Raw genomic sequence first — 23,451 nt, forward strand, 5'->3', positions numbered from 1 at the left:
AGCTTTTGCTTTGCCTTGGTGCGCAGGCCCCTGGGTCTGCGCTGAATCTGGGCGGTTGGGCCGCAAACCGGTGAAAACCTTACCCTATATAACTGAAACTCGCGGAAAAACCCTGTCGGGAATGGCCGATTGTGCTGATCGCTGCGCTAAAGCGGTTCACGCCCTCAGAAGAGGGGCGGAGCCGGTGGTGCCAATTTAGTGCGCGAAACGCTGGCTTGAACCGCTTTGGTGCTTTTTGCCTTTATCGCAGGCCTGCCAACCTCCATGGAAAATCTGCAAAGCGCAGTGGACACCCTCGTCCACAGCTCCAACACCCTGTTCATTCTGATCGGTGCGGTCATGGTTTTGGCCATGCACGCCGGTTTTGCCTTCCTCGAAGTCGGCACCGTGCGTCAGAAGAACCAAGTCAACGCCCTGTCGAAAATCCTCAGTGACTTCGCGATCTCCACCCTGGCCTATTTCTTTATAGGCTATTGGATCTCTTATGGCGTGAGCTTCATGCAACCGGCGGCGGTGATCAGTGCCGATCACGGCTATGGTCTGGTGAAGTTCTTCTTCCTGCTGACCTTTGCCGCGGCGATTCCGGCGATCATTTCCGGGGGCATTGCCGAGCGTGCACGATTTGTTCCGCAACTGTGCGCTACCGCGCTGATCGTGGCGTTTATCTACCCGTTTTTCGAAGGCATGGTGTGGAACGGCAATTTCGGCGTGCAGGCCTGGTTGTTGGCGACTTTCGGTGCCAGCTTCCATGACTTCGCCGGTTCCGTGGTGGTGCATGCCATGGGCGGCTGGCTGGCGTTGGCGGCGGTGCTGTTGCTCGGGCCGCGCAACGGGCGTTATCGCGAAGGGCGCCTGGTCGCGTTTGCGCCGTCGAGCATCCCGTTCCTGGCGCTGGGCTCGTGGATTCTGATTGTCGGCTGGTTCGGCTTTAACGTGATGAGCGCACAGACCCTGAACGGCGTCAGCGGCCTGGTGGCGGTCAACTCGCTGATGGCCATGGTCGGCGGTACGGTTGCGGCGCTGGTGATTGGCCGCAATGACCCCGGCTTCCTGCACAACGGCCCCCTGGCCGGGCTGGTGGCGATTTGTGCCGGTTCCGACCTGATGCATCCGGTGGGCGCATTGGTCACGGGGGTTGTCGCCGGTGGCTTGTTTGTGTGGTGCTTCATTGCCGCCCAGGATCGCTGGAAGATCGACGATGTGCTGGGTGTCTGGCCGTTGCATGGCCTGTGTGGCGTGTGGGGTGGCATTGCCTGCGGCATCTTCGGCCAGACCGCCCTTGGCGGGTTGGGCGGGGTCAGCCTGATCAGCCAATTGATCGGCACCGCGTTGGGTGTGCTGGTGGCGTTTGCCGGCGGCCTGCTGGTGTATGGCGTGATCAAGCGCGTACACGGGCTGCGCCTGAGCCAGGAAGAGGAGTACTACGGCGCGGACCTGTCGATCCACAAGATCGGTGCGATCAGTCAGGATTGATCGGCGCCTCTTCGTCAGGGGCCGCCCGCGGGTAGAAGCCGTGCAGCAGACGGTAGCGGTTATGCCGCACCTCATCGACCCGCGCTTGCACCTGCTGGTCCGGCAGGCCCAGCAGGATCAGGGCGTGGGAGGCGAGCATCAGGCTCGACTCCAGCAGCTCGGGCACCACTTCGCTGGCGCCCGCGGCTTTCAGTTCGGCTAATTGGCTGTCGTCGCGGGTGCGTACCAGGATCGGTACGTCGGCGTTGATCCGGCGGGCTTCCTTCAGCACCAGCAGGGCGACTTCGGTGTTATCCACGGCGATCACCACCAGCCGCGCCCGCTCCAGGCCGACCGCGCTGAGCAGGGCGCCACGGCGGCAGTCGCCGTAATGCACGCTGTTGTCTTCGGTGGCGGCTTCCTGCACCCGTTCCGGGTTGTCATCCAGGGCGATAAACGCCTGTTTTTCGTGGTGCAGAAAGCGCCCGATGGATTGCCCGACGCGGCCATAGCCGCAGATCACCGCATGGTCGCGTAACTCGGCGTTGAGCGCGGTGATGGCTTCGAGTTGCACCTGCTGGTTGGGTTTACGGTGCAGGCGCAGGGCAATGCCCGGTGCCGCGCGCAGCAAAAGCGGGGTCAGCAGCATCGAGCAGAAGGTGGCGGCCAGCAGCAAGCCGTTGAACTCATCCGGAATCAGCCGGCTCTGTTGCATCTGCGCCATCAGCGCAAAACAGAACTCGCCGCCCTGGGCCAGGGCCAGGCCGCTGCGCCAGGCGGTTTCGCGGTCGCTGCCGCGCAGTTTGACCAGCGCCGCGACCACGCAGCCTTTGGTAAGCATCAGCGTGAAGGTCAGGCCGAGGATCAGCAGGCTGTGGCTGATGAACAGTTGCAGGTCGATGAGCATGCCGATGCTGACGAAAAACAGCCCCAGCAGAATGTCGCGAAACGGCCGGATATCCGCCTCGATCTGATGCCGGTAATGGCTTTCCCCCAGCAGCATGCCGGCCAGGAACGCACCAAGCGCCGGGGAGAGGCCCAGCAAGTGCGTGAGCCAGGCGGTCAGCAACACGATCACCAGCGCCAGCAGCACAAACAGCTCGGCCGAATGGGAGGCGGCGACTTCATGGAACAGACGCGGCAATAACCAGCGGCTGGCGAGCAACAGGCCGACGAACAACAACAATGTCTTGGCCAGCGTCAACGGCAGTGCCCAGTACCAGGCCTGCTCACTGCCACCGGCGAACACCGGCACCAGGGTCAGCAGCAACACCGCCACTACATCCTGGAACAGCAGCACGCCAATCGCGTTCTGGCCGTGGCTGCTGAAGATTTCCCCGAGGCTGCTCAGCTCTTTGCTGACAATGGCCGTGGACGACAACGCCAGCCCCGCACCGAGCATCAGGGCGATGTTCGGCGACACGCCAAAGGCCATCAACAGGCCTCCCAGCAGCAACCCGCAGCCCAGCACTTGCAAGCTGCCCAGGCCAAATACCACGTGGCGCAGGGCGAACATCTTGCTCAGGGAGAACTCCAGGCCAAGGGAAAACAGCAGGAATACCACGCCCAGCTCGGCGAGGTCGGGCAGGTTTTCGCTGTCATTCACCCAGTCGAGGGCGGTCGGCCCCACAGCCAGGCCCACGCACAGGTAGCCCAGCACGGGCGGCAATTGCAGCCGGCGAAACAGCGCAATCACCACCAGGGATGAGGCCAGAATGATCAGCAGGTTGGCGAACACAAGCATCTCCGTTGCAGGGCGAGCGGACAAAAAGCCGCGAGAATCGCTGAATCAGTTATAGGGCATGATGATCTGGGTCAGGGTTTATCGGCTCGCCAGCGCTATAGAGTCGGCCTAAAATGGGCGCCTATTCCTGATCAGGTCCTGTCGTCATGCCTCCTGAATGCCAGTTGTTCACTACTTCGGGTTGCCATCTGTGTGAGCTCGCCGAAGCAGAAATCATGCCGTTGGTCGAACATGGGTTGCTGGTTGAGCTGGTGGATATCGCCGATTCCGAAGCCTTGTTTGAAGCTTATGGCCTAACGATTCCGGTGCTGCGCCGGGTGGATACCGGGGCTGAACTGGGGTGGCCGTTCGACACGGAGCAGGTGGTGGCCTTCCTATTCTAGCGCTTGGGCGATGGCAGCTTTCTCAATATTGGGTTACTGTATGTTTGTACAGCGATTGAATAGAGGGAACGCCCGTGGTGAATGTTGAACAACTGAAAAGCAGCGTTAATCGCATGTCCGCCGACGTCGTGCGCGATGCGGTGAACGAGCTGCGCCTCGACGGCCTGGTCACGGAAGGCAAGACGCCGTTTAACAAAGTGCATTTCAATACCTGCTTTGCCGAGATCGAAGCGCTGTTCCAACGCGCCGGTTATCACAAGCAGTTGGATGTGGTGGGTTACCAGGGCTTGCTGTACGCGCTATATGATCCGGGCCGTTGGGAAGCGGTGGACGTGCTGCGCTGGCTCAAGGAATTTACCGAGGCCGCCAGTGCTTCGCCGATCCTGCGGGCGCAATTGGCCAAGGCCTGAGATCCGCCCTAGGCTCAATCCCGCTCCATGCGGGATAATGCCGGCCTGTTTCCCAGGCTTCGAGCATCTGCATGTCCACTTCCGGTTTTTCCGCGTCCCAGCATCAAGCCAGCACCTTGTACTTGCCGCCTGGCCCTTGGGCGACGGTGCTCGACTGCCTGTGCGAGCATTTCCCGGCGATCGGCCGCACGCAGTGGCTGGACCGCATCGCCCGTGGCCGGGTGCTGGATCTGCAGGGTAGCCCGATCCGCCAGGACCTGGCCTACAAGGAAGGCCTGTGCATCTACTACTTCCGCGAAGTGCCGAACGAAAAAGTCATCCCGGTGCAGGAAACCATCCTGTACGCCGACGAACACCTGGTGGTGGCGGACAAACCACACTTTCTGCCCGTCACCCCGGCGGGTGAGTACGTCGAGCAAACCCTGTTGCGCCGCCTGATCCGCCGCCTGGACAACCCGTCCCTGGTGCCCCTGCACCGCATCGACCGGCATACGGCGGGGCTGGTGCTGTTCTCGGCCAACCCGCAAAGCCGCTCGGCCTATCAGCAGTTGTTTCCCACGCGTCAAATCGACAAGTTCTACGAGGCCATCGCCCCGGCCTTGCCGAACCTGACCTTCCCGCTGGTCCACAAAAGCCGTCTGGTGGATGGCGAGCCGTTCTTTCGCATGCAGGAAGGGCCGGGCGCCAGCAACACCGAAACGGCCGTGGAAGTGCGCGAAACCCACGGCGACTTATGGCGCTATGGGCTGTTCCCTGTGACCGGCAAGAAGCACCAGTTGCGTGTACACATGACGGCGCTCGGCGCGAGCATCTGCAATGACCCGTTCTACCCCGAGGTGATCAAGGATGCCGTGGACGACTACGCCAATCCCTTGAAGCTGCTCGCCCAGGGGGTGCGTTTTATCGATCCGGTCACGGGTGCAGAACGCAGTTTCCGCAGCCAGATCACGCTCGACTGGTAACCGCAGAAACGACAAGGCCCGCGCGAGGCGGGCCTTGTATGCAAGCGTTGCGGCTTACAGGTCTTTAACGGTACGCACTTGATCCTTGTTGATGCGGGTGCGCTTGCCGTCAAGCTGTTCGAATTCGTAGAAACCCGTATCTTCATTGTATTTCGGGGTATCGACAGCCTGGATTTCGCGACCGTCATTCAGGGTGATCACTGTCGGCGAGGCGCAACCGGCAAGGGTAGCGAGGCCCAGTGCAAGCATGAAAGCGGCGATGGTCCGTTGAGTCATGAGTGTGTCTCCAAGAAAATTCTTTTTGATTGCTGACTGTGTGACGCGTGGCGCGTCGACAAAGTTCCTTGTGCGGGGTTCATTCTGACACGTCGGGCCTGGTGTGTAACAGCGCAGGCGTGTTCAGGTTGGCCAGGCGCGGGTCATCTGCCGGGCATTCCAGCCCGATGCCCCCCAACTGCAGGAAGATCTTGCGCGGGCTGCGCTCACCGGCTTGCCAGGCCTGTTCTACCGCGCTTTGCAGGTGGGTGGGGATGATGCAGATCAACGGTTCCCAGAATTCGCCGTGGCGCACTATCACCGGCAGCCGCGGATTGCGCTGCGCCGTCTTGCGCAGGTCGGCGAGCAGTCGAGCGTCAAGATGCGGCACATCGCACGGCAAAATCAGTAAGTGCTCATGGCGGGCGGCGTTCAAGCCTGCGCGGATACCGGCCAGCGGCCCGGGGAAATCCGTACTGTCGTCACTCACCAACTGGTCGGCATACGGCGTGTAGCGGTCCGGGTTGCGGTTGCACGAGATGATCAGGTCGTCGGTCAGTGGGCGCACCAAGTGGTGCAAGTGCGCGATCAATGGCTGACCTTGCCATTCCAGCAAGCCTTTGTCTTGTCCGCCCATGCGTTGGCCGCGGCCACCGGCCAACAGCAGAATCGAACAGGGCAGAGGCGAAGAATCGTCGGGCATGGGGGTTCCGCAGCGGCAGGTAAATAGGGGCCTGTGATATAACATCGGGCTGTTCCTTCGACAACCGGACCGTGCCATGAAAGCCAAGGCAGATGCGCCCTTTGTACCCCTGAATATCGCTGTACTGACGGTCAGCGACACCCGCACCCTGGACACCGACACCTCGGGCCAGGTTTTCGTCGACCGCCTGATCGCCGCCGGCCACCTCCTGGCCGAGCGCGTGCTGCTCAAGGACGACCTCTACAAGATTCGCGCGCAGGTGGCCCACTGGATCGCCGAAGACGTGGTGCAGGTCGTGCTGATCACCGGTGGCACCGGCTTCACCGGCCGCGACAGCACGCCCGAAGCGGTGAGCTGCCTGCTGGACAAACAGGTCGACGGCTTTGGCGAGCTGTTCCGCCAGATCTCCGTGGCCGACATCGGCACCTCCACCGTGCAATCCCGCGCCCTGGCTGGCCTGGCGAACGGCACCCTGGTGTGCTGCCTGCCGGGTTCGACCAACGCCGTGCGTACCGGTTGGGACGGCATCCTCGCCGAGCAACTGGACAACCGTCACCGCCCCTGCAACTTCGTACCGCACCTGAAGCAGGCCGAACCCTGTGAATCCCGTGGATAAGCCGGGCAAGACCGGCGCCTTGATGCCGGTGGAAGAAGCCCTGCAACGCTTGCTCGAGATGGCCGAGGCCGCGCCGATTCGCGAGCAGCAGGTGTTGCCCCTGGCCGCGGGTGATGGCCGCGTACTGGCGCAGGATTTGATCTCCACCCTCGATCTGCCGCCGTGGCCCAACAGCGCCATGGACGGTTATGCCATGCGCCTGGCGGACTGGACGGGCGAACCGTTGGCGGTGAGCCAGCGCATCTTCGCCGGTCAGGCCCCCGCGCCATTGGCTGCCGGCACCTGCGCGCGCATCTTCACCGGGGCGCCCGTGCCGCAAGGCGCGGACTGCGTGGAAATGCAGGAAAACGCCGTGGTCCACGCCGACGCGCGTGTGAGCTTTACCGAGCCGTTGCATATCGGTCAGAACATTCGCCCGCAAGGGCAGGAAACCACCGTCGGCGAAGTGGTGCTGACCGCGGGCACGCGCCTGGGGCCGATCGAACTCGGCCTGGCTGCGTCCCTCGGTCTCGACCAGTTGGCCGTGGTGCGCCGCGTGCGGGTCGCGGTGCTGTCCACCGGCGATGAGTTGATCGAGCCCGGCCTGCCCCTCGGCCCAGGGCAGATCTACAACAGCAACCGTCGCGTGCTGTGCAGTTGGCTGGAGCACCTGGGATGCGAAGTGATCGATGCGGGCATTCTTCCCGATGACCTGGACCAGACGCGCACGTGTCTGGCGGGCCTGGGCGCGGTTGACTTGATTCTGTCGACCGGCGGTGTGTCGGTGGGCGAGGCGGATTTTCTCGGCATTGCCCTGCGTGAAGAAGGCGAGCTGGCCTTGTGGAAGCTCGCGATCAAACCGGGCAAACCGCTGACCTTCGGCCATTTTCGTGGCGTGCCGGTGATCGGCCTGCCGGGCAATCCGGCGTCGACGCTGGTGACGTTTGCTCTGTTGGCACGCCCCTATCTGCTGCGCCGCCAAGGTGTGGCGGAGGTCGAGCCGCTGCGGTTCGAGGTGCCGGCGGGGTTCGTCTGGCCCAAACCGGGCAACCGCCGCGAATATTTGCGCGGGCGCATCGAGCAGGGCAAGGCGGTCATCTATCGCAACCAGAGCTCCGGCGTGCTGCGCAGTGCGGCGTGGGCGCAAGGGTTGGTAGAGGTGTTGGAAGGGACGACGCTGGCGATGGGCGACCGGGTGAATTTCATTCCCCTGAGCGAAGTCCTGAACTGAAGCCGATCTGAATGTGGGAGGGGGCAAGTCCCCTCCCACATTTGGATTGTTGTTTGTCTGGGGCTACTCAGTAGTCGTCGCCACGCTCGGTGACATCGCGCTCGACCGGCGCGGCGTCCGGGTCGTACCCCGCCGGAAACTTGCCCTTCAGCGTCCAGGCAAACGCAATGATCTCGGCGATCGTGCGGTACAACTCTTCCGGGATACTGTCGCCCAGTTCCATGCGCGCCAGCAGCTTCACCAGCTCGGCGTTTTCATAGATGGGCACTTCGTTTTCCCGCGCCAGCTTGAGGATCGCTTCGGCCAGGGCATCGTCGCCCTTGGCGGTCAGGGTCGGCGCTTGTTGGCCGTCATACTTGAGGGCGATGGCCTGGCGCGGTGGGTTGGCGTTGTTCATGCGGTTTCGTCCACCCAGCGTTGCTCCAATCCGGTTTTCGGCCCGCGTGGCGGCGTGCCGAGGTGGCAGTCGAGGTCGCCGACATTGATGCCCGACGTCACCAGGCGCTCGCGCAAACTGCCCAAGTGACTTTCGATCAAACTGGCGGTGAACGGTCGCGTCGCCCACAACTGGCTCGACAGTTTGCCCTGCGACAACTGCGCCTGGACCTGCAAGGGCCCCAGCGGCTCCATGTCGAAAGCCAGTTCCACGCGCCAGAGCATCTGCTTGGGGTCTTTTTTGTCCTTGCGTTCGGGCTGGTCCTTGTCCTGCGCGGGCTCTTCGCGCTGGAACTTGACCTGCAGCGGCACGATGTCCTGCAGGGTCCGCATGGGGATTTCCAGCTGCCAGGTGGTTTGCAGGCGGCCGTCGGCGGTGGTGCCGGTCTGTTCCAGGCTCGACAGCTGATGGCTCTGTAACCGCGAGATGGCCCCGGCGGCCAGGCGCAGCAGGTTCTCCAGGTCGCCTTCGCCTTCCAGGCGTTGCATCAGCCGTTCCGGCAATGGAAAACCGGCGGGTGCCTGGCGGGCGCTGATCTGTCCGAGGGTGTTCAGCGGGCTGCGCACGAAGTTGGGCAGTATCTGGGCCAGGGTGTTGGCGGCGAGGATGGCATTGAGGTTGGTGCTGGCGGGCAGGGCGGGCAGCAGATCGGCGACCAGGCGCAGCAGCGCGCCTTTCATATCCAGCGGTGGAATTTGCGGGTTTTGCCCGGCCAGCAACTTGGCTTCAAGAAACGCGCCGCTGTTCTGGATGACTTGCGCCAGCACCTTGGGATTGCTGACTTGCGCCAGGTCGGGCAATGCCGCGAGCAGCCGCGTGGCGGCCGAGCGCAGTTCGACGGACGTACTGTCGTCCTGGGGCAGGCGTTGCAACGCGGTGAACACCGCATCCAACGAGCCCTGGCGACTTTGCTGGGTGGCGAGTTGCTGGGTCACGGCCAGTTGATCCTTGAGCCCGCTCAAGGGCACAAAGTTCAGGGTCTGCGTGTCCTGTACCACAGCGCTGAGCAGGCTGCCGACGCGTAGCGGTTGCGGGCTTTCCAGGGTCAGGGTCGTGCCGGCCAGGGTGCTGTTGAGCACCGTCACCAACGAACGGTAGATCGTCGGTTGCGTGGTGCCTTGGGGCAGCGCTTGGCTGGTCAGGACTTTGGCTTGCAGCAAGGTGCCCGCCGGCATTTGTGTGGTGTCGATGCGGGTGAGGGCGGCGACGTTGGCGCTCAAGGCCTGCTGCAGGCTGAGGGTCAGGTTGCCGGCGGGCGTCTGGCTCACCGCCACATTGCTGCCCAGCGGCAAGGGTTGCGGGCTGCTGGCCTGCACCAGCGTCTGGCGGCCACCGTCGAGGGTCAATTTGAGCAGCAACTGAAAGGCTTCGCCGCCTTGTTTAAGTGCGATGACTTCGGCGTTCGCGGTTTTTCCAGGGTCAATCAAGCCGATCTGCGGCTCCAGCAGTTTCAGCAACTCACCGGTTGCCGGCGCCGGCGCAGGGGCCGGCCCGGCTGTCGGGGCAGGAGAAAGCGTAGGAAGGTTGATCTCACCGGTCATCGTGCGTGTCGTCTCAGGGGAAATAGCCCTCTTTAGCGTAGGGCATCGCATGTATAATGCGGCCCGTCTGCCATGAGAGCGGTAAAAACCTCACAACTATTTGATCCAGCTCTCTAAAATCGGTCGCCAAAGCCGTTATTGTGCTCCTTTCTATAACGGCCGCAGCACCGCCGACTTGAACCGTAAAGGCCCGCGATCTTTTGACCAGCCCTCTTCTTGAAGCCGTAGCGCTTGCCTGTGAACGCGACCTGCGCCTGCTGTTCGAGCACCTCGACCTGCGCCTGGCGGGCGGTGACATGGTGCAGATCAGCGGTCCCAACGGCAGCGGCAAGACCAGCCTCCTGCGTTTGCTGGCCGGGTTGATGCAGCCCACGGCGGGCGAAGTGCGGCTCAACGGCAAGCCCCTGAACGAACAACGCACCGAGCTGGCCCGCAACCTCACCTGGATCGGCCACGCCGCCGGGATCAAAGACGTGCTCAGCGCCGAGGAAAACCTCAGTTGGCTCAGCGCCCTGCATCATCCGGCCAGCCGCGAGGCGATCTGGCAGGCACTCGCCGCCGTCGGCCTCAAGGGCTTCGAAGATGTGCCCTGCCACACCTTGTCGGCCGGCCAGCAGCGCCGTGTGGCCCTGGCGCGCCTGTATCTGCCCGGCCCGCCGCTGTGGATTCTCGACGAACCCTTCACCGCCCTCGACAAACAAGGCGTCGCCCAGTTGGAAGAACACCTGGCGCGGCATTGCGAGCAGGGCGGCCTCGTCGTGCTGACGACGCACCACAGCCTGACGCGCCTGCCCGCCGGTTACCGCGAGCTGGACCTGGGGCGGTGGTCGGTATGAGTGTGTTCGCGCTGTTGGTGGCCCGCGAGGCGCGGCTGTTGTGCCGGCGCCCGGCCGAACTGGCCAATCCGCTGGTGTTCTTTGCGATTGTCATTGCGTTGTTCCCGCTGGCGGTCGGCCCCGAGACTAAACTGTTGCAAACCTTGTCTCCGGGACTGGTGTGGGTGGCGGCCCTTTTGTCCGTGCTGCTCTCGCTGGACGGGCTGTTTCGCAGTGATTTCGAGGACGGTTCCCTGGAACAGTGGGTCCTTTCGTCGCACCCCCTGCCACTTCTGGTATTGGCCAAGGTACTGGCACACTGGGCGTTTTCCGGCCTGGCGCTGGTGTTGCTCTCGCCGTTGCTGGCAATGATGCTAGGGTTGCCCAGTGAATGCCTGCCGGTATTGCTCATGTCCTTGTTGCTCGGCACGCCGGCGCTCAGCCTGTTGGGAGCGGTGGGCGCGGCGCTGACGGTGGGTTTGAAACGCGGCGGCCTGCTGCTGGCCTTGTTGATTCTGCCTTTGTATATCCCGGTGTTGATCCTCGGCAGCGGCGCTTTGCAAGCCGCGCTCATGGGCATGCCGGCGACCGGTTACCTCCTGTGGCTTGGCAGCCTGACCGCCCTGGCGGTAACCCTGACACCCTTTGCCATAGCCGCCGGCCTGAAGATCAGCGTCGGCGAATAATGAAGTCGGGTTACGCGTAACCCGTTCTTCAACATAAGAAAGACCCTACGCTTCTTGCAAACACAAGACGCAACCGTGATGGAAACAGCAATGAACTGGACCTGGTTTCACAAGCTCGGCTCGCCCAAATGGTTTTACGGCATCAGCGGCAAGCTGCTGCCGTGGTTGAGCATCGCCGCCGTAGTGCTGATCGGCCTCGGCCTGGTCTGGGGCCTGGCCTTCGCGCCGCCGGATTACCAGCAGGGCAACAGCTTTCGCATCATCTATATCCACGTGCCTACCGCAATGCTGGCCCAGTCCTGCTACGTGATGCTGGCGGTGTGCGGCATCGTCGGCCTGGTGTGGAAGATGAAACTCGCGGACGTCGCCCTGCAATGCGCCGCGCCCATCGGTGCGTGGATGACCGCCGTGTCGCTGGTCACCGGCGCGATCTGGGGCAAACCCACCTGGGGCTCGTGGTGGGTGTGGGATGCGCGACTAACGTCCATGTTGATCCTGCTGTTTCTGTACTTCGGTCTGATTGCCCTGGGCAACGCGATCAGCAATCGTGACAGCGCCGCCAAGGCCTGTGCGGTGCTGGCGATTGTCGGTGTGATCAACATCCCGATCATCAAATACTCGGTGGAGTGGTGGAACACCCTGCACCAGGGCGCCACCTTCACCCTCACCGAAAAACCGGCGATGCCCGTGGAAATGTGGGCGCCGCTGTTGCTGATGGTGCTGGGGTTCTACTGCTTCTTCGGCGCTGTGCTGCTGATGCGGATGCGCCTTGAAGTGCTCAAGCGTGAAGCCCGCGCCAGTTGGGTCAAGGCCGAAGTGCAGAGCAGCCTGGGAGCGCGTGGATGAGTTTTGCTTCTTTCAGTGATTTTCTCGCCATGGGCCACCATGGCCTGTATGTCTGGACGGCCTACGGCATCTGCCTGGCGGTACTGGCCCTCAACGTTGCCGTGCCGATCCTGGCCCGCAAGCGTTACCTGCAACAAGAGGCGCGTCGTCTGCGCCGGGAGACCGAAAAGTGAATCCGCTGCGTAGAAAGCGTCTGTTGATCATCCTTGCCATTCTGGCCGGCGTCGGTATTGCCGTGGGCCTGGCGATGAGCGCCCTGCGGGAGAACATCAACCTGTTCTACACCCCAACCCAGATCGCCAACGGCGAAGCACCGCTGGACACGCGCATCCGCGCCGGCGGCATGGTGGAGAAGGGCTCGTTGAAACGCTCCGGCGATTCTCTCGACGTCACCTTCGTGGTCACCGACTTCAACAAGGCCGTGACCATTACGTATCGCGGCATCCTCCCGGACCTGTTCCGCGAAGGCCAGGGCATCGTCGCCCTGGGCAAACTGAATGCCGATGGCGTGGTGGTGGCCGATGAAGTACTGGCCAAGCACGATGAGAAATACATGCCGCCGGAAGTCACCAAAGCGTTGAAAGACAGCGGCCAAACCGCTCCAACTCCAGCCAAGGAGGGCTAAGTGATGACGTCCGCACTGTTTATTCCGGAGCTGGGCCATTTGGCGATGATCCTCGCCCTGTGCTTCGCCATCGTCCAGGCCGTGGTGCCGTTGCTCGGCGCGTGGCGCGGCGACCGCCTGTGGATGAGCCTGGCGCAGCCGGCCGCCTGGGGTCAGTTTGCCTTCCTGGTGTTCGCGTTCGGTTGCCTGACCTACGCCTTTATGACCGACGATTTTTCCGTCGCCTATGTGGCCAGCAACTCCAACAGCGCCTTGCCCTGGTATTACAAGTTCAGCGCCGTGTGGGGCGCCCACGAAGGTTCGCTGCTGTTGTGGGCCCTGATCCTCGGCGGTTGGACCTTCGCCGTGTCGATCTTCTCCCGGCAACTGCCGCAAGTCATGCTGGCCAGGGTGCTGGCAGTGATGGGCATGATCAGCGTCGGCTTCCTGCTGTTCCTGATCATGACGTCCAACCCGTTCAGCCGCATCTTGCCGCAGATCCCGGTGGACGGGCATGACCTCAACCCGCTGCTGCAGGACATCGGCCTGATCGTCCACCCGCCGATGCTCTACATGGGCTACGTGGGTTTCTCCGTGGCCTTCGCCTTCGCCATCGCCGCCTTGCTCGGCGGGCGCCTCGATGCGGCCTGGGCGCGCTGGTCGCGGCCATGGACCATCGTCGCCTGGGCCTTCCTCGGCATCGGTATCACCCTGGGTTCGTGGTGGGCCTATTACGAGCTCGGTTGGGGCGGCTGGTGGTTCTGGGACCCGGTGGAAAACGCGTCCTTCATGCCTTGGCTGGTGGGTACGGCGCTGATTCACTCGCTGGCCGTCACCGAAAAACGCGGTGTGTTCAAGAGTTGGACGGTGTTGCTGGCCATCGCGGCGTTTTCCCTCAGCCTGCTCGGCACTTTCCTCGTGCGTTCGGGCGTGCTGACTTCGGTTCACGCGTTTGCGTCCGACCCTGCCCGCGGTGTGTTCATCCTGATGTTCCTGCTGTGTGTGGTCGGCGGTTCCCTGACCCTGTTTGCCCTGCGCGCGCCGGTGGTCAAAAGCCAGGTCGGCTTCAACCTGTGGTCGCGGGAAACCCTGTTGCTGGGCAACAACCTCGTGCTGGTGGTGGCCGCGTCGATGATCCTGCTCGGCACCCTGTACCCGCTGGTGCTGGATGCGCTGACCGGCGCCAAGCTGTCGGTCGGCCCGCCGTATTTCAACGCCTTGTTCATTCCGTTGATGGGCTTGTTGATGGTGGTAATGGCCGTCGGCGTGCTGGTGCGCTGGAAAGACACCCCGGTAAAATGGCTGGTGGGCATGCTGACCCCGGTGCTGCTGGGCAGCGCCGCCTTGGCCGTGATCGCCGGTATCGCTTATGGCGATTTCAACTGGGCGGTCCTCGCCACGTTCATGCTCGCCGCCTGGGTATTGCTGGCCGGCATGCGCGACATCGTCGACAAGACCCGCCACAAAGGCCTGATCAAAGGCCTGCCCACCCTGACCCGCAGCTATTGGGGCATGCAGGTCGCGCATATCGGCATCGCCGTGTGTGCCCTCGGCGTGGTGCTCTCCAGCCAGAACAGCGCCGAGCGCGACCTGCGCCTGGCCCCCGGCGAGTCCATGGACCTGGCCGGTTACCACTTCATCTTCGAAGGCGCCAAGCACTTCGAAGGGCCGAACTTCACGTCCGACAAAGGCACTGTGCGCGTAGTCCGCAACGGTAAGGAAGTCGCCGTGCTGCACCCGGAAAAACGCTTGTACACCGTGCAGAGTTCGATGATGACCGAAGCCGGGATCGACGGCGGTTTCACCCGTGACCTTTACGTCGCCCTGGGTGAACCGCTGGGCGAAGGTGCCTGGGCGGTGCGCGTGCATGTCAAACCGTTCGTGCGCTGGATCTGGTTCGGCGGTTTGCTCACCGGTCTGGGTGGTGTGCTCGCGGCGCTGGACCGGCGCTATCGAGTCAAGGTCAAGAGCCGGGTGCGTGAAGCACTGGGCCTGCAAGGAGCGGCGGTATGAAGCGTTGGTTGATGGTCGTGCCGCTGGCATTGTTTCTGCTGGTGGCGGTGTTCCTGTATCGCGGGTTGTACCTGGACCCGGCCGAGTTGCCCTCGGCCATGATCGGCAAGCCGTTCCCGGCGTTTTCCCTGCCGACGGTGCAGGGCGACAAGACCCTGACCCAGGCCGATTTGCTGGGCAAGCCGGCGCTGGTCAACGTGTGGGGCACCTGGTGCATTTCCTGCCGCGTAGAACACCCGGTGCTGAACAAACTCGCCGAGAACGGCGTGGTGATCTACGGCATCAACTACAAGGACGACAATGCGGCGGCCTTGAAGTGGCTGGCGGAATTCCACAACCCGTACCAGCTGGATATCCGCGATGAAGACGGCAACCTGGGGTTGAATCTCGGCGTCTACGGCGCCCCGGAAACCTTCTTTATCGATGCCAAGGGCGTGATCCGCGACAAGTATGTCGGCGTCATCGATGAAGTGGTCTGGCGCGAACAACTGGCCGCCAAGTATCAGGCCCTGGTCGACGAGGCCAAGCCATGAAGCGCTGGTTAGCTGCTGCCGTATTGGCCCTGGGCCTGGCGGGCGTGGCCCACGCCGCCATCGACACCTACGAATTCGCCAACGACGCCGAGCGTGAGCGTTTTCGCGAACTGACCAAGGAACTGCGCTGCCCCAAGTGCCAGAACCAGGACATCGCTGACTCCAACGCGCCCATCGCCGCCGACCTGCGCAAAGAGATCTTCCGCATGTTGGGGGAGGGCAAGGACAACCAGCAGATCATCGACTTCATGGTCGACCGCTACGGCGATTTCGTGCGCTACAAACCGGCCCTCACCGGCAAGACCGCACTGCTCTGGTTCGGCCCCGCCGGGCTGCTGCTGGCGGGCATGGTGGTGATGGTGGTGATCGTCCGCCGTCGCCGCGCCGCGCCTACCGATGGTTCCGACGCGCTATCCCCCGACGAGCGCCAACGCCTCGACCAATTGCTGGACACCAAGACTGATGATTGATTTCTGGCTCGCAGCCGGTTTGCTGCTTCTGATTGCCCTGAGTTTCCTGTTGATCCCTGTGTTGCGCGGCCGTCGTGCCCAGCGCGAAGAGGATCGCACCGCGCTGAACGTGGCGCTGTATCAAGAACGCGTGGCCGAACTGCAAACCCAGCAGGACGAAGGCGTGCTCAACGCCACGCAACTCGACACCGGCCGCGCCGAAGCCGCGCGCGAATTGCTGGCCGACACCGAAGGCATGGAAAAGCCCCGCGAATCGCGCCTGGGCAAACCGCTGCCGTTGCTCGCAGCGGTTTTGGTGCCCGTGCTGGGCATTGGCTTGTACCTGCACTTCGGTGCCAGCGACAAGGTCGAACTGACCCGCGAATTCTCCCAGCCACCGGTGTCCATGGAAGACATGACCCACCGCCTGGAACGCGCCGCCGCCGCCCAGCCGGATTCGGCAGAAGGCTTGTACTTCCTCGGTCGCGCCTACATGGCCCAGGACCGCTCCGCCGATGCCGCCAAGGTCTTCGAGCGCACCGTGGCCCTGGCCGGGCGCCAGCCGGAGCTGTTGGGCCAGTGGGCCCAGGCCCAGTACTTCGCCGACAACAAGCAGTGGTCGCCCAAGGTCCAGGCCCTGACCGACGAAGCCCTCAAGCTCGACCCGCGAGAAGTCACCAGCCTCGGTCTGCTTGGCATCGCGGCCTTTGAAGGCCAGCGCTACCAAGAGGCGATCGATTACTGGAGCCGCCTGCTGGCGCAACTGCCGCCCGAAGACAACTCCCGCGTCGCCCTGCAAGGCGGGATCGACCGCGCGGCAGAGCGGCTGAAAGCGAGCGGTGGCACCGTCGCCCAAAAAGCCGTGATGAAAGTGCGCGTGGACCTCTCCGCCGACATCAAGGCCAAAGCCCTGCCAAGCGACAGCGTGTTCATCTTCGCCCGCGCGGTCTCCGGCCCGCCGGCACCGCTGGCGGCCAAGCGTGTGACCGTCGCCGACCTGCCGGTCACCGTCGAACTGGGCGATGCCGACGCAATGATGCCGCAGTTGAAACTGTCCAACTTCCCTGAAGTCCAACTGGTTGCGCGCATATCCCGGGCCGGTCAACCGACCACTGGCGAGTGGATCGGCCGCAGCCAACCCCTGGCCAGCACCACCACTGCGCTGCAGCAGCTGACCATCGACAGTCCGGACAAGTAATTCGAGGAAACGCCTATGACCGCCCTTGCACGCATCACCCTGCTCAGCCTGGTATTGGGCTTGAGCGCTTGTGCGGTCCACCGCCCACCTCCGGCACCCACCGGCCCGACCATTCCCCCATCGGGCCCCTCGACCAAGCCAGCCACCAGGCCCTCCAGCCCGGTCACCGCACCCGCGAAAGCGCCACCGAGCAAGTCGCCGACCTTCGCCCCGCCACCCGGCGCGGCCAGCCACTGGGACGGCAAGATGCAGGTGTATGTGCTGGAAGACCAGCCCGACACCTTCTACCGCCAGCGCACCTACTACCGCTGGAGCAACGGCTGGAGCCGCTCCATCAGCCCGGACGGGCCGTGGGAAGAGACCGACGTGCATGGCGTACCGCCGGGGTTGAGCAAGCAGTACGCGCAGTGACAGAAGGCGACCTTTGGGTCGCCTTTTTCATGCCTGCAGTGTGGTCCTTCAAACGCTGGAGATCCAATGCCGGGGCCGGACTTGTCCGAGATAGAGGTCTGTCAGATAAAAATGATTTCCGAACTCAGCGCCATGAGTCCGTCATAGGCTGATGGCGTCATTCGGCGGATCTTCATCCTTACTCTCAACAAGTGCCGTTCGATAAAAGATTGTGCTGTCTTCGCACTTTCCACACGGACTGCCGCCATTCGCCCCTAGACGGACAGTTTGGGTGAAAAAATCGGCTCGACACCTACAAGCTGCTGGCGCGGCGTTGCTGCTTTCTTCGCCTTGTAGGACGGACCCTGTAGCGAGCAGGTAGGTATGAATGCCACCTCTGCGGACACGTACTTGGTGACCAGGGAATTGAGTTTCAGACAAGGCGAAAACTACTGCGATGGCATGGCGGAAAACCGCGCCTGTACTGCTGAAGGGCTGGGTCACATTGATTTCGTGATACTCGCACTTGAACTCCGCAGGATGGCGATCTGCGACACGCCCGCAATATCCGTATTGATTGAGACGGCGTCTGGTCAGCGAGCCGAGGAGGCCTGCGCGCCACAGTACGCCTACCGTAAAGGTAGGGCGAGATGAGCGAGGGGTAACTGCAAACCTGTAATTATGCTGCCCGGTAGCTCATAAGTTGAAGTTTGAAATTGCCCGTCAGGGGATGGTTGATGCGGTGTTGGGGATGTAACTCCATTAAATGAGAGGTTTCACTCAATAAAAAAGGAAGTTTCTATGTGTTGCCTACTTTTGTTGGAGTAGGAAGGAGGTTTTTTTTAAACTTGGCGGTTGGCTCATAGTTGGTTCGTAGCGGATGGCAAGGCTCTAAGCCGCATGTTTCATAGGTTTGTTGGGAATAATTGATTTGTGGATTGACATGTGTGGCGTGATGCTAATAATTTTGTGTGCAATGCCTTTTTAAAGGCGGGTTGAAATTCATTTGTTATAAAAACAAGGATAATTATATGAGCGTTCAGAATCCGATCGGCGCGGGATCAAATGAAAGATCTACTCGTGGTGAAATATATAAAGTGTGCGAGGCTGGTTATAATGAAATCGCAAATGCGATAGTGCGGCACTCTGCCCTACGTGAGCTTGAGTCGTTTGGGAAAATTATTTCCGATAAGCCACTAAGTCATCCAGAAAGGGCTCTATTTTTTGCAACTATTTGGGCTTTCTTCAAGGATGTTCCGGCTGGAATCGTCGCATTGGCTGCGCGCGTTACGGATGAATGGATTAAAGAAGATATGTGGCACGGCACGGCTAAAGCCGCGCATATTCTTTACGCATCCGTGGATGAATACGGTCTACATCAACATAGCAAGCATATGTTGCCAACCCATCATCAAATGTTCAAACAACTGACCACTCACCTGGGACTTTCCGATGCTGAGCTGTTCAATCCTCACTACATTCTTCCTGAGGGCACCGCCATGGGTAATAATACCCATCGAATGTACCGTTCTGAGTTTTTAGGTGAGGCATTGGGTTTTCATTTGGCGTCAGAAATGACTTCCTCACGAGAGTTTCAGTTTTTCCTGAAAGGATTTCAAAAATATGCCGGCGAATATGGTCTGGTCGACGAAGATGACCCCGTTTTGGCATTCTTTGCGATTCATTGTGAGGTTGAACCTATGCATGTCGCGACCGGGCGCGAAATCATGATTTCGTACTTGGAGAAAAATCCAACTATTGCCCCGCATGCAATGCGCGGGGCGATGGCATTTATGGATGGGTTCGAGCAAATGTTTGCCGCTTTGAATCGGCGGCTGGCCTGAAAATCGAACTTCTGATAGTGAAGGACATTATTATGAGTCGGTCTTATGAGTGCCAGATTTGCCACTACGTTTATTCAGAGTCTTCAGGCGAGGCTCTAGTCGATATAGAACCCGGCACGACTTGGGATGAGATTGGGGAGGCGTTTCAATGCCCGCACTGCCAAGCGAAGAAAAAGCTGTTTATTGAGGTTCTGAGTTAGATGCAGGGTTTTCTGAGTTCGATGGTATTCGCCACAATGCTTTCCATAGGTTTTGGACCGATAGCCTTGATCATCCTGAGGCAGTCCATCGCCTGTGGCTTTCGCGGCGCACTACCTGGGGCTCTAGGTGCGGCAGTTGCAGATGCGGTTTTTGCGGCTGTCGCATTTTATGGTTTGCAGACAATCAAGGAATTTTGGCTAGCCAACAACCGTCTGTTGACCTGGGTGGCAATTGCTTACCTGTTTTATCTGGGGGGCATTACATTTGCAAAACATACAGCTGTGGCACAAGTAAAAACGACAGCAGGATTTATCCCGGTCTTTTTACTGACGCTAATGAACCCACTCACTATCGTAGCGATCTCCTCCTATGTGATTGCCAGCGGCACGCTGTTTGAGGGGCTCGGGCTCTACCTGAGTCTGGCGGGTTTTCTGGTGGGTTCATTTTTAGGCCAGATGTTATATGCGCTGGGTGGCAGCCTCATCAGGACTGCGCTGATCGATAATCCTGATCTTGATGTGATCAATCGTATCAGCGGTGGATTATTGATTGGCTTTGCGGTGTGGCAATGCGCGCGCGTTTTGTCTGGAGGCTGACCCTCTGCCTTCCGGGAAACCGTGCACAGTTCCTGCACCCGAACATGAAAGCGCCTACGCGCACGCCTGACCGAGTGCGTAGCGCGTCACAATCCGATACTGTGGCCGCCGCCGTGAAACGTAGTCGGTCATGCAACAAATCTGCAGACAAGCGAAGAGGGTGTATTGATGGCGGGCAGGTTGATCTATCTCATCGGGCCATCGGGTTCGGGCAAGGACAGCCTGTTGGACGCTGCACGACCACGTTTGGCCGAACGTGGCTGCCACATTGTGCGTCGGGTGATTACGCGCTCGGCGGAAGCGGTGGGCGAGGCGGCACAGGGGGTGAGCGCCGAGCAGTTTGTCGCGATGCAAGCCGAAGGCGCGTTTGCGTTGAGTTGGCAGGCCAATGGGTTGTCCTATGGCATACCCACGGACATCGACGCATGGCTGGCGGCGGGGGAGGATGTGCTGGTCAACGGCTCCCGTGCCCACCTGGCGCAGGCCCGCGAGCGTTACCCGGCGTTGCTGGTGGTGTTGCTGAGTGTCGATCAGGCGGCGCTGCGCCAGCGCTTGCTGGCGCGGGGGCGTGAGTCGGTGGCGGATATCGATGCGCGCCTGGCGCGTAATGCACGGTTTACGGCGCAGTTGCTGGCCGGCATGGGGGCGGGGTTGCTCGTGCTGGATAACTCCGGCCCGCTGGAGCATACGGTCGAGTGTTTGCTGCGCTACCTGGGCCCGTCAGCGCGTTGACAACCGTTCCACATACTCCACAAACGCCCGCGCCTTGGCACTCGCCATCCGCCCTGTCGGAAACACGGCCCATAAGTCCCGCGCCGGCAAATGCCAGTCGGTCAACACCGGCTTCACCGCGCCACTGGCCAGTTCCGGCGCGAACATCCAGGCCGATGCCAGGGTCAGGCCCAAGTGGTTCAGCACAGCCGCACGTACCCCTTCCGCCGCTGTGATGTGCAAGCGGCCATGGACGACGATCGGGTATTCGCGGGCGTCTCGGGTAAATGTCCAGCGCGCGCCCTCGCCCTGGGTGTAGATGACCGCCTGGTGTCGCAGCAGATCGGCTGGCGTGGCGGGTTCGCCGAAGCGTTCGAAGTAGGCCGGGGTACCCAGGATATGGCAGGGCGACGCCCCGATCTTGCGTGCGGTCAGCCCCGAATCGCTCAGGTTGCCCATGCGCAGGGCGACGTCGATGCCTTCTTCCACCAGGTTGAGGCTGTGGTCGTCGAGTACTACATCGATGTTCAACCCAGGGTACTGCTCCAGGAACGGCCCCAGGTGCGGAAGGATATGCAGGCTGGCGAAGGTCACGGCGGCGCTGATGCGCAAGTTACCCGACAGCCCGGCGCCCGCGCTGCGGGCAGCGTCGTCGGCCTCGTTGGCCTCATCGATGGCGCGCTTGGCTTTTTCGAAATACGCCAGGCCCGCTTCGGTCGGCGTCAGGCCCCTGGTTGAGCGCATTACCAAGCGCACCGCCAGGCGCGCTTCCAACTGCGCGACGCTCTTCGACACCGCGGGCTGGCCGATGCCCAGGCGTTTGGCGGCGGCGGAGAACGAGCCGGTTTCGACAACGTGGACGAAGGTTTCCATGGCGGTCAGGCGGTCCATCGGGTGTCCCTTGCTTGTGATTGAGCGCATCGCGATGCAGTACGGCGCACAAGCCTACGGGGAATGGCTATGGCTTGTCACCCGCTCCCAGGCGGGGTTTATCGCAGTGAAGAAGCTTAAGTGGATATGTCTTTGTCTGGCGGGAATTGAAGTAAGCCAGTGACGGGTATTTGTTTAGAATTTGTTTTTTTATTGTAAAAGCAACCCGGTATTGGTGAGTCGGTTGTGTGGTTGGATGTTTAAATTGCAAATAAAATCCTGGTTGTCTGACTGCATGTTACGCGGCGTGTGGTTGTTTCAGCTGAAACTAAAATAGTGTTGGTCCGCTATTTTTCACTGTGCGAGATTATCGGCGATAACGATGAGCCTGGTTTAACGCGGCTCGCGGTTATTGATACTTAATCTCCGGATCGATTCGATTCGGTGTTCTTGTGTATTCATTAATAATACGAGTGCCGCACAATGAATGGACCTGATCTGTTTTCTGTAACTTCCCGCATGGGGTTTCCGATATCGGACCCCGGCCCGTTTGGTGCCGGGGCCTCGAAGAAACCGTCGTTTACGACGGACCAGGCGGCCAAACAAATCACGCGGGAAAATCATCGTTTCCGTGACCGTAACGGCGATCAGAAGATCGACTTGCACTACACGGTCGACGCGAGTTTCACCGCCCAGCAGAAACAGCGCGTACACCAGGCAGTGCAAGCCTGGCAGGATGTGGCCAATATCAGTTTCCGCGAGCAGTCAAACGGTACGGACGGAGCGCTCAGTATCCACAACAACCCTCGCGGCGACCGGGGGGTTGCCGACTTGCCTCATGGTTCCACGAATCGGACAGCGGCCACGATCGGCACCCGGGGCGGGGCGGCTTCGCCTGCGCTGGGCAGTCACTTTTCGGTCACGGCTATTCATGAAATCGGTCACGCTATTGGCCTGCAACATCCGGGACGCTATAACGGCGACGGTGCCAACTACCAAAACGGCGCGGTCTACGCGCAGGACACCAAGGCACGCACCGTGATGAGTTACTGGTCGGAACGCCATCAATCCGGTCATGACTTCAGATCGCTCAATCCGTCTGCCCCGATGATGGACGATATCGCCGCGGCGCAACGCTTGTATGGCGCCAACCACCAGACCCGCAAGACCGACACCGTCTATGGTTTCAACTCCAATACCGAGCGCGAAGTGATGAGCCTTACCAGCGCCAGGGACAAACCGGTGTTCTGTGTGTGGGATGGTGGTGGTGTGGATACGCTGGATTTTTCCGGGTTTTCCCAGGATCAGAAGGTCGATCTGAATGCGGAGTCGTTCTCTGACGTGGGCGGCTTGAAGGGCAATGTGTCCGTCGCCAAGGGATGTGTTATTGAAAACGCGATCGGCGGTGCCGGTCGTGATGCCTTGATCGGCAATGATGCGGCCAACCGCCTCAAGGGCGGTGCCGGCGCCGACACGTTGAGGGGCGGCGGCGGCGCGGATACGTTTGTCTACGATAACGTCAGCGACTCCGCCGCACAGAGCCCAGACCTGATCGAGGACTTCACCAGCGGTACCGATAAGATCGACGTCTCGGGTGCGTTAAAAGCGGCAGGTGTGCGCGCCCTGGTGTTTACCGATCGGTTCAGCGGCCGCGCCGGTGAAGCGGTGCTCAAACACGATGCCAGTACGGGGGGGGCGAGCCTGGCCATTGATCTGAAGGGGACGGGCAACGCGGGCATGGTGATCAACAGCAAGGGGCAGATCAAGCCTGGCGATGTACGGTGGGATGGGTCGCAGCCTGAAGTTCAGTCTGTGCCGACGCCAGCCCCGACTCCGACTCCGGCTCCAACCCCGCCGCCGGGTGAAACCCCAAACGGGCCGTCCGCACTGATCGAAATGCTTGCCAAGACACTGTCAGCGTTCGTGTTACAACTGCTGCAGATTATCGCCCCATCGTCCAGTGGCAGGCCGCGCTCGTAACCC

27 protein-coding genes are annotated in these 23,451 nt (G+C 61.3%); 21 read left to right on the forward strand and 6 right to left on the reverse strand.

What is annotated here, in order from left to right; genetic code table 11:
- Positions 1-264: 264 nt before the first annotated feature.
- Positions 265-1,473 carry an ammonium transporter gene (locus NR164_RS06185; protein WP_026140339.1) on the forward strand — a complete coding sequence of 403 codons (1,209 nt, stop codon included), beginning with the start codon at positions 265-267 and terminating at the stop codon, positions 1,471-1,473.
- Here the strand turns inward: NR164_RS06185 and NR164_RS06190 are convergent.
- Positions 1,460-3,190 (reverse strand): monovalent cation:proton antiporter-2 (CPA2) family protein, encoded by a 1,731-nt coding sequence (locus tag NR164_RS06190; RefSeq protein ID WP_026140340.1) that lies wholly within the window; start codon positions 3,188-3,190, stop codon positions 1,460-1,462. The two genes, NR164_RS06185 and NR164_RS06190, sit on opposite strands and share 14 nt — an antisense overlap.
- Before the next feature lie 152 nt (positions 3,191-3,342).
- Between NR164_RS06190 and NR164_RS06195 the strand changes: the two genes are divergently transcribed.
- From NR164_RS06195 to NR164_RS06205, 3 genes are all read left to right on the forward strand, one after another.
- A complete protein-coding gene (locus tag NR164_RS06195) occupies positions 3,343-3,579 on the forward strand; it encodes a glutaredoxin family protein (RefSeq protein ID WP_046384225.1) in 237 nt (78 codons plus the stop codon).
- Between the two features lie 74 nt (positions 3,580-3,653).
- Positions 3,654-3,989 carry a hypothetical protein gene (locus tag NR164_RS06200; protein ID WP_017529348.1) on the forward strand — a complete coding sequence of 112 codons (336 nt, stop codon included), beginning with the start codon at positions 3,654-3,656 and terminating at the stop codon, positions 3,987-3,989.
- A 71-nt stretch (positions 3,990-4,060) separates the two neighbouring features.
- A complete protein-coding gene (locus NR164_RS06205) occupies positions 4,061-4,951 on the forward strand; it encodes a pseudouridine synthase (RefSeq protein ID WP_128192182.1) in 891 nt (296 codons plus the stop codon).
- Between the two features lie 54 nt (positions 4,952-5,005).
- On the opposite strand, the gene NR164_RS06210 is transcribed toward NR164_RS06205, so the two are convergent.
- On the reverse strand, positions 5,006-5,227 hold the full coding sequence (locus NR164_RS06210) for a YgdI/YgdR family lipoprotein (RefSeq protein WP_017849428.1): 222 nt from the start codon (positions 5,225-5,227) through the stop codon (positions 5,006-5,008).
- A 79-nt stretch (positions 5,228-5,306) separates the two neighbouring features.
- Positions 5,307-5,909: a molybdenum cofactor guanylyltransferase MobA gene (mobA, locus tag NR164_RS06215; RefSeq protein ID WP_256822488.1), complete on the reverse strand. Its 603-nt coding sequence runs from the start codon at positions 5,907-5,909 to the stop codon at positions 5,307-5,309.
- A gap of 76 nt (positions 5,910-5,985) precedes the next feature.
- Between mobA and moaB the strand changes: the two genes are divergently transcribed.
- Both moaB and glp read left to right on the forward strand, forming a co-directional pair.
- Positions 5,986-6,525, forward strand: coding sequence for a molybdenum cofactor biosynthesis protein B (gene moaB / locus NR164_RS06220; protein WP_017849430.1), 540 nt, complete (start codon positions 5,986-5,988; stop codon positions 6,523-6,525).
- On the forward strand, positions 6,509-7,735 hold the full coding sequence (glp, locus tag NR164_RS06225) for a gephyrin-like molybdotransferase Glp (RefSeq protein ID WP_256822489.1): 1,227 nt from the start codon (positions 6,509-6,511) through the stop codon (positions 7,733-7,735). Before moaB ends, glp begins: the two co-directional genes overlap by 17 nt.
- Before the next feature lie 67 nt (positions 7,736-7,802).
- Here the strand turns inward: glp and NR164_RS06230 are convergent, their stop codons facing one another.
- Together NR164_RS06230 and NR164_RS06235 are read right to left on the reverse strand one after the other, a co-directional pair.
- On the reverse strand, positions 7,803-8,132 hold the full coding sequence (locus NR164_RS06230; RefSeq protein ID WP_177033699.1) for an EscU/YscU/HrcU family type III secretion system export apparatus switch protein: 330 nt from the start codon (positions 8,130-8,132) through the stop codon (positions 7,803-7,805).
- Positions 8,129-9,712 carry a flagellar hook-length control protein FliK gene (locus NR164_RS06235; protein WP_256822490.1) on the reverse strand — a complete coding sequence of 528 codons (1,584 nt, stop codon included), beginning with the start codon at positions 9,710-9,712 and terminating at the stop codon, positions 8,129-8,131. Before NR164_RS06235 ends, NR164_RS06230 begins: the two co-directional genes overlap by 4 nt.
- A 200-nt stretch (positions 9,713-9,912) precedes the next feature.
- On the opposite strand from NR164_RS06235, the gene ccmA reads away from it, so the two are divergent.
- The 14 genes from ccmA (at position 9,913) to phnN (ending at position 20,619) form a co-directional block, all read left to right on the forward strand.
- Entirely contained in the window at positions 9,913-10,548 is a 636-nt protein-coding gene (gene ccmA / locus NR164_RS06240; RefSeq protein WP_017849434.1) for a cytochrome c biogenesis heme-transporting ATPase CcmA, read from the forward strand.
- Positions 10,545-11,213: a heme exporter protein CcmB gene (ccmB, locus tag NR164_RS06245; RefSeq protein ID WP_017849435.1), complete on the forward strand. Its 669-nt coding sequence runs from the start codon at positions 10,545-10,547 to the stop codon at positions 11,211-11,213. Before ccmA ends, ccmB begins: the two co-directional genes overlap by 4 nt.
- A gap of 90 nt (positions 11,214-11,303) precedes the next feature.
- On the forward strand, positions 11,304-12,059 hold the full coding sequence (locus NR164_RS06250) for a heme ABC transporter permease (protein WP_017849436.1): 756 nt from the start codon (positions 11,304-11,306) through the stop codon (positions 12,057-12,059).
- The gene (ccmD, locus tag NR164_RS06255; RefSeq protein ID WP_017849437.1) at positions 12,056-12,232 is read left to right on the forward strand and encodes a heme exporter protein CcmD; all 177 of its coding nucleotides are present in this window, start codon (positions 12,056-12,058) and stop codon (positions 12,230-12,232) included. The genes NR164_RS06250 and ccmD overlap by 4 nt, the downstream gene beginning before the upstream one ends.
- On the forward strand, positions 12,229-12,684 hold the full coding sequence (gene ccmE, locus NR164_RS06260) for a cytochrome c maturation protein CcmE (RefSeq protein ID WP_017849438.1): 456 nt from the start codon (positions 12,229-12,231) through the stop codon (positions 12,682-12,684). Before ccmD ends, ccmE begins: the two co-directional genes overlap by 4 nt.
- Before the next feature lie 3 nt (positions 12,685-12,687).
- Positions 12,688-14,676 carry a heme lyase CcmF/NrfE family subunit gene (locus NR164_RS06265; RefSeq protein WP_126587960.1) on the forward strand — a complete coding sequence of 663 codons (1,989 nt, stop codon included), beginning with the start codon at positions 12,688-12,690 and terminating at the stop codon, positions 14,674-14,676.
- Positions 14,673-15,209, forward strand: coding sequence for a DsbE family thiol:disulfide interchange protein (locus NR164_RS06270; RefSeq protein ID WP_017849440.1), 537 nt, complete (start codon positions 14,673-14,675; stop codon positions 15,207-15,209). The genes NR164_RS06265 and NR164_RS06270 overlap by 4 nt, the downstream gene beginning before the upstream one ends.
- Positions 15,206-15,679, forward strand: coding sequence for a cytochrome c-type biogenesis protein (locus NR164_RS06275; RefSeq protein ID WP_017849441.1), 474 nt, complete (start codon positions 15,206-15,208; stop codon positions 15,677-15,679). The genes NR164_RS06270 and NR164_RS06275 overlap by 4 nt, the downstream gene beginning before the upstream one ends.
- Positions 15,672-16,856 (forward strand): c-type cytochrome biogenesis protein CcmI, encoded by a 1,185-nt coding sequence (gene ccmI, locus NR164_RS06280; RefSeq protein WP_057003715.1) that lies wholly within the window; start codon positions 15,672-15,674, stop codon positions 16,854-16,856. The genes NR164_RS06275 and ccmI overlap by 8 nt, the downstream gene beginning before the upstream one ends.
- Positions 16,857-16,871: 15 nt before the next feature.
- Positions 16,872-17,267 carry a hypothetical protein gene (locus NR164_RS06285; RefSeq protein ID WP_017849443.1) on the forward strand — a complete coding sequence of 132 codons (396 nt, stop codon included), beginning with the start codon at positions 16,872-16,874 and terminating at the stop codon, positions 17,265-17,267.
- 1,010 nt (positions 17,268-18,277) lie between these two features.
- Complete coding sequence (locus NR164_RS06290; RefSeq protein ID WP_046384217.1) at positions 18,278-19,090, forward strand: iron-containing redox enzyme family protein; 813 nt, start codon at positions 18,278-18,280, stop codon at positions 19,088-19,090.
- 32 nt (positions 19,091-19,122) lie between these two features.
- The gene (locus NR164_RS30455) at positions 19,123-19,290 is read left to right on the forward strand and encodes a rubredoxin (protein WP_017849446.1); all 168 of its coding nucleotides are present in this window, start codon (positions 19,123-19,125) and stop codon (positions 19,288-19,290) included.
- Positions 19,291-19,887 (forward strand): LysE family translocator, encoded by a 597-nt coding sequence (locus NR164_RS06295; protein ID WP_256822494.1) that lies wholly within the window; start codon positions 19,291-19,293, stop codon positions 19,885-19,887. It begins immediately after the preceding gene.
- A 168-nt stretch (positions 19,888-20,055) separates the two neighbouring features.
- Positions 20,056-20,619, forward strand: a complete 564-nt coding sequence (gene phnN / locus NR164_RS06300; protein WP_256822495.1) for a phosphonate metabolism protein/1,5-bisphosphokinase (PRPP-forming) PhnN — start codon at positions 20,056-20,058, stop codon at positions 20,617-20,619.
- Here phnN and NR164_RS06305 read toward each other — a convergent pair.
- Positions 20,608-21,489: a LysR family transcriptional regulator gene (locus tag NR164_RS06305; protein WP_193039850.1), complete on the reverse strand. Its 882-nt coding sequence runs from the start codon at positions 21,487-21,489 to the stop codon at positions 20,608-20,610. The genes phnN and NR164_RS06305 overlap by 12 nt on opposite strands.
- A 462-nt stretch (positions 21,490-21,951) precedes the next feature.
- Between NR164_RS06305 and NR164_RS06310 the strand changes: the two genes are divergently transcribed.
- A complete protein-coding gene (locus NR164_RS06310) occupies positions 21,952-23,448 on the forward strand; it encodes a M10 family metallopeptidase C-terminal domain-containing protein (RefSeq protein WP_256822496.1) in 1,497 nt (498 codons plus the stop codon).
- Positions 23,449-23,451: the final 3 nt, after the last annotated feature.

This window comes from Pseudomonas sp. Pse79 (assembly GCF_024519615.1).
Lineage (GTDB): Bacteria > Pseudomonadota > Gammaproteobacteria > Pseudomonadales > Pseudomonadaceae > Aquipseudomonas > Aquipseudomonas veronii.